The sequence below is a fragment of the Xanthocytophaga agilis genome (assembly GCF_030068605.1).
GTDB classification, from domain to species: Bacteria; Bacteroidota; Bacteroidia; order Cytophagales; family 172606-1; genus Xanthocytophaga; species Xanthocytophaga agilis.
Genome location: NZ_JASJOU010000006.1, coordinates 317306 through 329514, shown reverse-complemented (window position 1 = coordinate 329514; position 12209 = coordinate 317306). Strand labels below are relative to the sequence as shown.

Here is a 12209-nt window from a genome sequence, read left to right as displayed (position 1 = left end):
AGAACGAAATTTTCTAATTTTCAACAAGTAGTTTCTTTGTTAGGTAATTAAGGGAGGGGAACATCTAAAAGAAACCAGACATCTGTATTCAGATAAAGCGGGTCTGATTTTTAGAATCTAATTTGCTATGGTGTTATATGTGACTTATTGCTTGTTTTCGCCAACGTATTTGGTATAATAAATCACATAGTCTTCAATACATTGTTGAAGAAAACATGTCCAGTTGCTATTTGTGTATTTCTGTAATTCGTCTTCCAACCCTGAGACCAAATCAGAATTTTTATTTATCCTTGCCAAGGCCAATAAAAAAGCAATACCCATAAAGTAAACTTCATCCTGGTTCCTTTCTTGTTTTTCTGCTACAGGAATTAAAGGATGCAGTTCTCCTGCAGATAAAAAAAGCTGCATCATTTGATTGGCTGCCACCATTTCTGGTAACTGATTGAGAACGACAGGATGCTGGGGGTCAATGATAAACGACACTCTACGTACTTGTAGTAGGTTTTCCCTTACTACAAATTGCCAAAGTGCCAATGCAGGATTCTCTTCTATTAAGGATTGTATATCCTTGTTAGCATTCATGCTGTGCTAAAATTATACAGTAACAGGTAGCATTGAATTTTCCAGCCTTTATATAATTTATATATAGACAAGGTTCATAATTAAACTACTGCGCCGAAAGGTAATAAATACTAAAAGGCTGAAAAAGGGTGAAAACAACCTTTTTAAAAGGATAAAATAAAGACAAAAAAAGGTTTGCCTTTATGAGGTTTTTATGGATTTTTGTTTCAAACCAATTATCTAATTATGAAATCATCATTACAAAACTCCTTTTTCTGTATCCTTCTTACTTTACTAATTACAGAATTGATTTCTTGTCAGGACAACACTGACACTACAACAGAAAAAGAAATCCTTAAAGAAGTTTTTATCAGTCGTGACACAGCACAGAGATATGTCAATAACTTTGGTAGAAACCATGCCTTTGACAGTATTCCCGCCACAAGTCTAACTCAGGAAAGTCCTAATACACGTGTTGTATGGTTTGAGTTAAAGAAACTAAAGGCATTTATCAGCAAAATAGAAAAAGAGAACGGAGATGGTGTCCGTATTTATTTTGCAGCCTATGATAGTACCTATTCCCCTAAAAATCCACATGCTCCAGATAAAATATACTGGGGCCATAATACCCTGATCCTAGTACCAACAAGAGACTCGAGTGGTATCCATATGGATTATTTTAAAGCAAAAAATATAGGAAAGGGTTTAGATAGTGATGCACCAACCGCAATAAACAGAGCTGGATTATGCCCTCCTCCTACACCATGTCAGGGAGCAGAACTATTGGAGTAATATCATAACTTATGGAAATCTATTTTACCATTAGTACTGTTGCAGAAATTATTTGTTTCCTGACAGGAGTTATATGTTTATATAAAGATAGTGAGGCATCTTGGAAGCTGCTATGCTTTTATCTACTTCTGGTATGTTCTATTGAGATGACAGGCATGCATATGTGGAAAGTTCTGCATAAGCAAAACTCCCTTTTATATAACTTTCTGCTTGTCTTTGAGAATCTAATGGTAAGTTATTTTTTCTTTTACTTGTTTAAAGCTTATAAGAATAGGTTAAACTGGCTGATTATCTGGCTTGTTACCTTTTCTATAAGCTTTACTAGTGAGATGATCTACAATCACATGAATAGTTTTGCATTCAAAACTGTAATTGCCATGTCTGTAGTGTTTGTCATAGCAAGTCTGTATTTCTATTATCTGATACTTAAGGATGAACAATTCAGACGCCTAAGCCACTATGCACCTTTCTGGTGGGTTAATGGTGTATTGTTTTTCTACTTTGGCAGTACTGCCTGTAATGTGTTATTTGATTACGTTTTGACAGATACTACTAATATTACAGGTACTATCAGATACTACATCATCAATATTCTTAACATCATTTTATATTCCTGCTGGTCTTATGCTTTCCTATGCAGATATCGCCTGAGAATGTCGCAACACTCATCGTAATCATTTCTGTTATTTTCCTGATTGCACCTCTCTTTCTTGTAAGCTATGTTAATTTATACAATCAGCGAAAGAAGAAACACCAGGAAGAAAAAGAACAACTCAAACGTGATTTTGATCTGGAAATGTTGAGAGTACAAATGGAAGTAAAGGAAGAAACGCTGAAAACACTTGGAGCCGAACTACACGATAACATCGGGCAGATTCTGAGTCTGACAACCATTACACTTACGTCTATCAACTTAGAGGATGCAGCTAGCTCCACACGTAAGCTAACCTCAGCCACAGAACTTACCCGACGAGCTATTCGAGAGATCCGAGATCTGTCTCAACTACTCAATGGAGAGAATCTATTGAAACGTGGACTGGTCGCAGCAATTGAACTGGAACTGGACTGGTTATCCCGTCTGGAACGATATACTCTTACATTTAACAAAAAGGAATTTAATCCAGCCTCATCTCACAATAACAAGGATGTCATTGTCTTTCGCCTCTTTCAGGAATTGATCAGCAATATTATTCGTCATGCTCATGCTACACAAATAACTATTTTGCTTGAAAGTCACACTAATACATTACAGCTGACAGTAAAGGACAACGGAGTAGGCTTTACAAAAAACAAACCTCAGAAAACCGGGATGGGACTGTATACAATTGAAAAGAGAGCAGGAATGATTCAGGGAACTGTCCAGTTTGACACAGCTCCAGGGCAAGGCACCTCTGTTAAGATAGAAGTACCCTATCCATAAAATTTTATTTTACCATGATAAATGAAGTTATACATATTGCCATTATTGATGATCATACATTGTTTCGTCAAGGTCTTGTACACTTACTCTCAGAGTCTGGAGAAATACAGGTAGTCTTTGACGCATCTGACGGAGCGGATATGATAAAGAAAATAGCCAGTCACAATCCTTTGCCCCAAGTAATTCTGATGGACATTACTATGCCTGTAATGGATGGACATGCTTCTACATTATGGCTACGCAAACATTATCCTGACATTAAAATTTTGGCTCTAAGTATGTCTGACAAGGAAACATCCATCATGGAAATGCTTAGAAGTGGGGCTATGGGATATTTATTGAAAGAGTCAAAAGTTTCGGAAGTCATCACAGCTATTAAAACAATCAACAATCAGGGGTTTTATATCAATGAATATGTTTCAGGAAAGATATTGAACACCTTACAAAAGAATGATATCATAGAAGAAAAAGGGAAAAAGCTAAGTGCAAATGAACTTAGGTTTCTGGAGCTATGCTCTTCTGAACTAACCTATAAGGAAATCGCAGATAGAATGAATGTAAGCCCTCATACAATTGATAATTATCGAGAATCTTTGTTTGAAAAATTTCAGGTGCGTTCCCGAACAGGTCTTGTTGTATATGCGATTAAAAATTCACTTATCAAAATCTGATTTTCATTACATGTACTCTCTCACTTCAGACTAGAGTACATTCGTTTAGAACTAGTATTTTTCCGGCATTTTCCTTAAAACAAGAAATAACAACTCATAATTCTTTGAAAAAATACTACAAACTTCTGGTAGAGAAAGACAGATAATTTAATTTTGAACATCTATTCAAAATTAAACATTGTGTATTGGCAGGAAATAATTGAATAGAGCAACCGTTTTACTAAACAAGCTTTGTGTGCATAATAATAGTATGAAAACTGCACATTCGCCTTTTTAAAACCTATTGCCTGTCAAAAGATAAAAGAATTTCTTAACTAGTTATGAATAACAGAGACTCTCTCTCTGCCAGCAGAAAGATTAAAGTAGTACAAAAACTCTTTGGTGATTCTTTTAAGTTGGTAATTGCACTTATTGTAGGTATATATATATGCCTCACAACATTCTATATTCTTTGGATGCATCCTCCCTTTAAAGAGATGTATGACAAGAAAACTGTCTTTCCACCTACTCATAAACGTGTTGTTTCACTTCTACATCAAAAAAGTTAAATCCTGATCTTTTCTTTGTCACACCTGAAATTACTTACAGCGGTATAGTCATTGTAGAATAAATGTCAATCACAAAATGCGATTGACATTTATATATTTTTGTTATAAATACCGGGCTTTTACTCCTGCTCAAACCAGAGTTTTAGTTTTTTATCATTCTCTCCACCCTGACGGCTTAACGCATTGGCAAAGTTACTGCTATTCAATGCTTCTTCCGAACTTGGATATGGTAAACGTGTTGGAACAATGTTGTCATTGAAATTGGACACTGGAGCTGTCAGAGCAGGTATTCCAGAACGACGTTGTTCAGCCCATGCTTCCAATCCTTGCCCGAATAAGGCAATCCATTTCTGTTCCATAATCTGAGTATATCCTTCATTACCTCCTTTATAGGCTACACCACTCAGATAAGTATCAGACGCAGCCAACGAAAATTGCTCGTGAGAGGCTTTGATTGCATCAATGTAGTTTGTTTCAACATCTCCAGCAGCAGTAATTCCATTATAGGCTGCTTCAGCTTTGATAAACAATAGTTCTGCATAACTCATTAGTACACCAGGAGCCGTAGCTGCAGTAAAATAAGACCCAATTTTAGAAGTCTTGGCAAGCCCATAAGAGTTGGCATCGGCAGCATTCAAACCATTAGGTAAGCCTACATAATCACCACCAGCTTCTGGCTTATTCGCATACACTGTAAGTCGGATATCATTGAAAAGTTTTAGCTTATCTACCATAGTTTTGCTTATTCTGTGGTCATCACGTGTCTTACGGTTTTCGTTTATCGGATTGTTACTGGGAGATTGCGCCAGATAGGCTAGTGAAGCCATATCTGATTTGGAGGTAAAGACAGGATAGGTTTCTGGATTGCTTAGAATACGGGTGATTTCAGCATTCACATCAATGGAAGCATCTGTTTTCCCGATCATTCGAATCAGAATACGTAGGCTTAATGAGTTGGCAAATTTCTTCCACTTACTCATATTGCCCGCAAACAGAATATCTCCCGTAGATGAAACTGTCTTTGTATTAATCATATCACTAGCAGACTTCAAATCTGCCACCAAACCTGCATATACATCTTTCTGGCTATCATAAGTAGGCGTATAAGTACCATCACTTCCTTTTAATGCTTCAGAATAAGGAATGTCACCATAGATATCAGTCAGCAACTGAAATACCCATGAACGCATGATAATTGCAATCGCCTGATAGTTTTCATTGCCAGCAGCTTGTCCCAGGATGTTGATCTTATTAAAATCTGCCAGTGATTCTGTATAAAAATCGCGCCAACTCTGATCAATAACCTCTGCTGGAATGTTATACTGATCTGACTCTACATACTGAATACGGGCCCAATGCTGAGGCCACAGATTCCCGACATCCATCCCCAAGCTATAGGTTGCATTGCCCATATATAGGTCAACAGCACTTTCGATACCATGTGGTAACAATGACTCTGCTGTTGCACTGGTGGGGTCATTGGTATTCTTATTAAACTCATCAAAGTTCTTTTCACAGCTTACCAAGGTAAGAAGTATCAGAACTGCACTTATATATATCTTTTTCATAGAGAATTAAAGTCAAAAGGTTTAACTGAATATTAGACTATCACAGCAAAGATTATAATCCAAAGCTTAGGTTAAATCCTAAACTACGAGTGGTAGGTATCTGACCATTTTCCAGCCCCTGCACATTACTATCACTGCTATACAAGCTGGTTTCCGGATCTATGTGTGGTACTTTAGAATACAACAAGGCCAGGTTACGACCTACAACTGCCAATTGTACATTACGCACAGGTATTTTGCCAAACCATTTTTGTGGCAGTGTATAACTTAGTTTTATCTCACGCAGTTTTATATAGCTGGCATCAAATACAAAAGGCTCATTATTATTTCGGTTATAGTAGCCATGATGCCAGTCTTCAGAGGACACATTCTTAGTATTTACTGCATAAACAGGATTATCTGTAGTACCAGTATTGACAACGCCATCTCCTACAATACCTGTCTCACGTCCTATATTAGTTTCTGCTAACACTCCAGTATAGCGACCAATAGCCACTGTCTGGCTATAGATGTTTCCACCCATTTTTGCATCTATCAGAGTACTTATACTAATGCCTTTGAATGAGAAGGTATTACTGATCCCACCAGTCCAGTCAGGTGTAAAATTTCCGAGTATTTTTCGTGTAGAAGAAACGACAGGCAATCCGTTTGTGCCATAGATGATACGTCCTTGTGGATCACGGGCATAGGCTGTTCCGAAGAATGTACCATAAGATTGTCCTACCCTTGCCTCTACACTCATACCTCGAACCGTACCCAATTGGTAGTTTTGTAATCCTTCACCTAGTTCCACTACCTTGTTCCGGTTTCTGGAAAAGTTTAGTCCCAGATCCCAGGTAAACCCAGCTTCTGTTTTGATGATAGCACCACTGGCTTCAATCTCGATTCCTTTGTTGGTTACCAGACCTGCATTTGTCACCCGCGACTGATAGCCGCTAGCCTGAGAAATATTGACATTCAGGATCTGGTTTTTGGTTTGTTTTTCATAGTAAGCAAACTCCAGTGAGATACGGTGAAACAGATTTACTTCTGCACCAACTTCATAGGCAGTGGTAAGTTCAGGCTTCAGCCGGGCATTGGCAATTACATTGTTTTCGGATACTGTAGGAGTAGATCCCCAGGCACTTTCATATTTGAATGTCTGCTGATCCTGATACAGGATTTCTGTATCATTACCTGTACGTGCCACACTAGCTCTCACTTTCGCAAAAGATAATACAGAAGACTGTATGTTCAGCATATCTGTAAGTACTCCACTCACAGAAATAGAAGGGTAGAAGTAAGACCGGTTCCCTTTTGGCAGCGCACTGGACCAGTCATTGCGGGCAGATGCATCTATAAACAAATAATCCTTGAATGAAAGTTGAGCGGAAGCATACAAACTATTCACCACCTTAGTCTGATGATTATTGGCTACATCTGGCCGGGAACGGGCATTGCCTACATTAAAGATATTAGGTAACGACAACTCAGCAATGTTAATGTAATTTCGCTGGTAATCCCGACGACGATGATTACCTCCCACACTGGCAGTTAACTGTAGGGCAGAGGATAGATTTCTATTCATACTCAAAAGGAAGTCAGAATTGTTTTCCTTTACAAAGAATACGTCTTCTGTATAACTACCATAGGTATTACCTACTGATTTAGGGGTTTGTACATATCTACGATCTGTAAAGAAGTCTGTTCCGGAACGTGCTGTCAGATTAAGCCAGTCCGTGAATTTGTAATTAAGGCTTACATTGCCAAACAAACGATCTTTATTGTTAGGACGCAGCACCCGATTCAATACAAAATAAGGATTGTTCCAATAGTTGGTATTCCAGTTACGCTGCACTGGCCAGTCACTGGGATCTGTTCCATCTACGATATAATCTTTCAGATCATCTGTGTCAACCTGACGACCAAACCAGATAAAGTATAAGCCCCAACTATTACGGTTTTTACTTCCATCCTTTATATAATTAGCAGATACCTTTGCAGACAGTCGCGGAGTGATGTTCAAACCAGCATTAAGAGAGACTGTATTTCGTTTGTAATCCGTATTAGGTAAAATACCCTTCTGTGAAAGATTGGTATAAGACAAGCGAAAGTCACCTTTATCATTGGAACCTGCCACAGCTACACTATTGGTATATGTTGCTCCTGTTTCAAAGAAATTTTTGACATTATCTGGTTGAGGCAGAAAAGGAGTAGGAGTACGCACCCCGTTCGCATCTACAGGCGAATTATATTGAGGTAACAACCTTCCATCCATTTGTGGTCCCCAGCTTTCGTCTACACCATCATTCACACCTCCACCTTTGCCATCTTTGTACTCAAACAACCCTTTCGCACCTTGTCCGTATGCATTCTGAAATGAAGGAAGTCTGAAGGGTTTCTCAAACGTAGTATTGGTATTTACTGTGACACCTATGCCTTTGACGCCTTTACCTGATTTGGTAGTAATCAGAATAACCCCATTAGTACCACGTGAGCCATACAAGGCAGCTGCATTGGGTCCTTTCAGGACACTCACAGAAGCAATATCATCTGGGTTAATCGCTCCTGCCCCATTACCATAATCGACACTTGTAGATGATGTGCCAAACTGGCTGTCGGAGCTTTTACTTCCATAACTATAGTTTCCATTGTCAATAGGTACACCATCTACCACAAACAAAGGCTGATTATTACCTCCGATAGACGAAGATCCTCTGATCACAATCCGAGATGAACCACCAGGTGTTCCATTGGTACCTGTTACCTGAATACCTGCAATCTTACCACTCAGTGCATTTACCAGGTTTGTTTCCCGCGCCTGATTCAACTGGTCACCCTTAATTTCCTGTACAGAGTAGCCCAATGCCTTCTTCTCTCGTTCTATCCCGAGAGCCGTTACCACTACTTCTCCAAGAGCAGCAACATCTGGTACTAATACTATATCTATTGTAGTCCGATTTCCAATGGGTATTTCCTGTACTACATATCCAATAAAGGAGATAATCAATGTTGCATTCTCCTGAGGTACTTTAAGCTGAAATTTCCCTTCCGAGTTAGTTGTCGTTCCTATAGTAGTACCTTTTACTATCACATTTACACCAGGCAAAGCAGATTTACTTTCCTGATCAGAGATTGATCCTGAAATGGTTCGATCCTGAGCAGTGGCATATGTATACGCCCATAGTAATCCCATTAAAAAAACGAGTAGTTTTCTTTTCATAATTTTGGCTAATAAGTTGGGGGTTGAATAAACACTATTCAGGTACTAACTACACCTGGAACAGGTCAATAAAAGAAATCGCTTACTGATCAATCAGAGTAAATAGTAGTAGAGAAACTCTAAAACCATTTTCCAGATCTGATACACAGCAGACAGCCATTAATGAAGACAAAGTACCTCACAGACATTTGCCTCACAAACGCCAAATACTCCTGCTATTCAGTAGTTATAACAATGCTGACTTTTACTTTCTCGGAATAGTATTGGGTATATACAATAAAATAACTTCTAATGAGAAGTCTTGTATTGAGTTACTATTCCTTCTGTTTCTTATTGCGGCTTTCGAAACAGACAGGGAACTTACATAAATAAATTTTGCTTTTAGTAAGAGCAATATATTAATGCAAAACTAAAATACAAAATTTTATTCCAAAAAATACAATCATACAGGTAAAAAATTCCACACTTTTCCAAATTGTCAAAATCTAATACTGAAAATAAATAAAAATAATATAATTCCAAAGTCAGAAAATACAATTGCTCTATCTTTATGAGATAACAGAAACTATTTCAGTCAAGTAAAAGATGGCTAATTTCTCACATATATAAAAGGAGAAGGATTGATGCAGAAATATGATGGAAGAAATCTATTTTTGTGTACTACTTTCTAATAATCCCGTGAAAACACCAGCAACCATTTCAGATACTCTTAACCTGTTATCAAAGCTTACCTTATCTCGCACATGGAATGGACTACAGGTATTGGGCAGTTATTATCTTTCCAGAATTACACGAAAAGCTATACATAAAGGGCTACCTGTAAGCATTGCTTTTGAACCTACTACTTCTTGCAATCTTCGTTGTCCAGAATGTCCAAGTGGTTTACGATCTTTTACCCGCCCTACAGGTATGCTGAGTGGAGACTTGTTCAAAAAGACTATAGATGAACTTCATAAAAAGTTGCTGTATCTCACCTTTTATTTTCAGGGCGAGCCCTATCTACATCCTCAGTTTCTGGAACTGGTGCAATATGCAGCAAGCAAAAAAATTTATACGTCGACCTCTACCAATGCTCATTATCTGACAGACGCTAATGCCCGCAAAACAGTTGAGTCCGGCCTCGATAGATTGATTATCTCCATAGATGGTACTACACAGGAAACCTATCAGCAATACAGAGTAGGAGGGAAGCTGGATAAAGTGATTGAAGGTGCAAAAAACGTTATTCGCTGGAAGCAACAATTAGGTTCTAAAACACCCTTTATTGTCTTTCAGTTTTTGGTAGTAAAGCCCAATGAACACCAGATTGCTGATGTACAAAAACTTGCCAGTGAACTGGGAGTAGATGCAGTTGGTTTAAAAACAGCTCAGATTTATGATCATGAGCAAGGCTCCCCGCTAATCCCGTCCATTGACAAATATAGTCGTTATCGTCAAACTACTTCAGGTACGTATCAGGTAAAAAATGGTCTTGGAAATCATTGCTGGAAAATGTGGCACTCGTGTGTCATTACCTGGGATGGCTTGGTAGTACCTTGTTGTTTTGACAAGGACGCACACCACCGAATGGGAGATGTTAGTAAGCAGTCTTTCAGCAACCTATGGGCTGGAAAATCATATTCTCAATTCCGCCAATTATTACTTCAATCACGCAGCAAGATAGAAATGTGCAAAAACTGCACAGAAGGAACCCAGGTATGGAGCTAGCTATCAACCAATTACCTTAATAAAAAAATTTATTAACCTTGGCAAAAGAATGTAAGTTGATCTTGGCCAAGATTATTTCCCGATAAAAAAACCGACTTTTTTTTACATCCTCAACATTTTCCTTACATAACTCTTACATGTAAAAAAAGCCTCCTTGAATACCAATTTAGGGGAAAACGTATCCATCCATGAATTTCAGTCAATCATGACTATTTCTTCTAATACGCTTTCATCCGAATAATTTATGAACCAGCTAAAAAAATACGGTATTCTATCTTTATCACTTCTTGCTGCTACTATAGCAACAAATGCTCAGGAAATTACTCCGTTTTCAGAAGGTGGTATTTTTGGGTACAAAGACAGCAAAGCAAATGCAGTCAAAGTTGCCCCCAAATATGATATGGCCTACGATTTTCGGGAAGGGTTTGCCAAAGTCACAAAAGATGGAAAAGCAGGCTTTATTGATAGCACAGGCACAGAAATCATCCCACTAACATTTCACTATGTCTCCTCTTTCTCTGATGGCTTAGCACGTTTTGAAAATGAGAATGGCAAATGGGGATTTATCGATAAAAAGGGAAAGGTAGTTATTGCCGCATCCTATGATATGGCAACCCCATTTTCAGAAGGTATGGCATTGGTTGAAAAAGCAGGACGTAAAGGATTTATTGACAAAAAAGGTATTAATGTAATCCCTCTGATTAATGATGAAATAACTTTCTTCTCAGAAGGAATGGCAGCTGTACGCAGAGGCAACAAATGGGGTTATCTGAATAAAAATGGAACTGTAGCTATTCAGTTTAACTATGAAGAAGCAACACCTTTTACAGAAGGATCTGCCCTCGTAAAGAAGAGTGCACACTGGGAACGAATTGATAAGAAAGGAATGAAAATGTATGGATTGTATTATGATGAAGTACTTTCGTTCTCAGAAGGATTTGCACTAGCCTTACAGGATGGCATGTTTGGATATATTAACAAAGAAGGTGAACAGGTTATTCCTTTTCAATATGAATCAGCTAGCCCTTTTGCAGAAGGAATTGCTCAAGTAAAAAAGGATGGAAAATACCTGATGATTGATACACTGGGCAAAGTGGTTACTGAGTTACCATATGAAGAGGTTTCTGCATTTAGTGAGAACTTGGCCAAAGCACGCCGTGGTACCAAGTGGGGTTTTATCAATAAAAGTGGCAAAACTGTCATCCCATTGGTTTATGATGAAGTATCTCACTTCTCAGATGGAATTGCCATTGTAACACAAAATGGCAAAAAAGGTTGCATTAACAAACAAGGCCAGATGGTTATTTCAATGGTATATGATCATATCTATCCATTCAACAATGGCTTAGCTATTGTAAGAAAGAATAACAAAGCAGGCTTTATAGATATTCAAAACCATGAAATCATCCCTATCAAATATGACGATGCCTACGATTTTGCAGAAGATGTAGCTACAATCAAAATTGGCAGTAAATATGGCTTTGTGGATATCAAAGGGAAACTGGTAGTACCTGTAGAGTTTGATTCTGTACAACCTTATCAGGATGGATTATCAAAAGTAGAACGCAATGGAAAAACTTTCTATATAAATAAATCAGGAAAATGTCTGGTATTCAAAGATTGCAAGTGTGATGGAGTAGAAGATATTTTGGTAAGCCAGAAATAAACTATTAAAAAAATAAAAACAATACCTATAGCTGGATTTCAATTAAACCTAACGTAAAAAAAGCCTTCTTTTTG

At 37.9% G+C, this 12209-nt stretch carries 9 protein-coding genes; 6 read left to right on the top strand and 3 right to left on the bottom strand.

The genetic code is table 11. From position 1 onward, the window contains the following. Positions 1-144 precede the first annotated feature (144 nt). Entirely contained in the window at positions 145-582 is a 438-nt protein-coding gene (locus tag QNI22_RS19480) for a hypothetical protein (protein WP_314513212.1), read from the bottom strand. Between the two features lie 225 nt (positions 583-807). On the opposite strand from QNI22_RS19480, the gene QNI22_RS19475 reads away from it, so the two are divergent. From QNI22_RS19475 to QNI22_RS19460, 4 genes are read left to right on the top strand one after another with little or no spacing between them, the layout of a single operon-like run. Further along, the gene (locus tag QNI22_RS19475) at positions 808-1353 is read left to right on the top strand and encodes a hypothetical protein (protein WP_314513210.1); all 546 of its coding nucleotides are present in this window, start codon (positions 808-810) and stop codon (positions 1351-1353) included. A gap of 11 nt (positions 1354-1364) precedes the next feature. Next, positions 1365-2027 (top strand): hypothetical protein, encoded by a 663-nt coding sequence (locus tag QNI22_RS19470; RefSeq protein ID WP_314513208.1) that lies wholly within the window; start codon positions 1365-1367, stop codon positions 2025-2027. Continuing rightward, the gene (locus tag QNI22_RS19465; protein ID WP_314513206.1) at positions 1988-2773 is read left to right on the top strand and encodes a sensor histidine kinase; all 786 of its coding nucleotides are present in this window, start codon (positions 1988-1990) and stop codon (positions 2771-2773) included. Before QNI22_RS19470 ends, QNI22_RS19465 begins: the two co-directional genes overlap by 40 nt. 14 nt (positions 2774-2787) lie before the next feature. Beyond that, entirely contained in the window at positions 2788-3444 is a 657-nt protein-coding gene (locus QNI22_RS19460) for a response regulator transcription factor (RefSeq protein ID WP_314513204.1), read from the top strand. 667 nt (positions 3445-4111) lie between these two features. On the opposite strand, the gene QNI22_RS19455 is transcribed toward QNI22_RS19460, so the two are convergent. After that, positions 4112-5560, bottom strand: coding sequence for a SusD/RagB family nutrient-binding outer membrane lipoprotein (locus QNI22_RS19455; protein ID WP_314513202.1), 1449 nt, complete (start codon positions 5558-5560; stop codon positions 4112-4114). A gap of 52 nt (positions 5561-5612) precedes the next feature. After that, complete coding sequence (locus QNI22_RS19450) at positions 5613-8762, bottom strand: SusC/RagA family TonB-linked outer membrane protein (protein WP_314513200.1); 3150 nt, start codon at positions 8760-8762, stop codon at positions 5613-5615. Between the two features lie 678 nt (positions 8763-9440). Here QNI22_RS19450 and QNI22_RS19445 point away from each other — a divergent pair. After that, a complete protein-coding gene (locus tag QNI22_RS19445; RefSeq protein ID WP_313991771.1) occupies positions 9441-10469 on the top strand; it encodes an SPASM domain-containing protein in 1029 nt (342 codons plus the stop codon). A gap of 244 nt (positions 10470-10713) precedes the next feature. Beyond that, positions 10714-12135, top strand: coding sequence for a WG repeat-containing protein (locus tag QNI22_RS19440; protein WP_314513197.1), 1422 nt, complete (start codon positions 10714-10716; stop codon positions 12133-12135). Positions 12136-12209: the final 74 nt, after the last annotated feature.

Excerpts from the sequence above, each read along its gene's own strand:
- QNI22_RS19480 (WP_314513212.1), bottom strand. The coding sequence starts at position 582 with ATGAATGCTAACAAGGATATACAATCCTTAATAGAAGAGAATCCTGCA.
- QNI22_RS19475 (WP_314513210.1), top strand. The coding sequence starts at position 808 with ATGAAATCATCATTACAAAACTCCTTTTTCTGTATCCTTCTTACTTTA.
- QNI22_RS19470 (WP_314513208.1), top strand. The coding sequence starts at position 1,365 with ATGGAAATCTATTTTACCATTAGTACTGTTGCAGAAATTATTTGTTTC.
- QNI22_RS19465 (WP_314513206.1), top strand. The coding sequence starts at position 1,988 with ATGCAGATATCGCCTGAGAATGTCGCAACACTCATCGTAATCATTTCT.
- QNI22_RS19460 (WP_314513204.1), top strand. The coding sequence starts at position 2,788 with ATGATAAATGAAGTTATACATATTGCCATTATTGATGATCATACATTG.
- QNI22_RS19455 (WP_314513202.1), bottom strand. The coding sequence starts at position 5,560 with ATGAAAAAGATATATATAAGTGCAGTTCTGATACTTCTTACCTTGGTA.
- QNI22_RS19450 (WP_314513200.1), bottom strand. The coding sequence starts at position 8,762 with ATGAAAAGAAAACTACTCGTTTTTTTAATGGGATTACTATGGGCGTAT.
- QNI22_RS19440 (WP_314513197.1), top strand. The coding sequence starts at position 10,714 with ATGAACCAGCTAAAAAAATACGGTATTCTATCTTTATCACTTCTTGCT.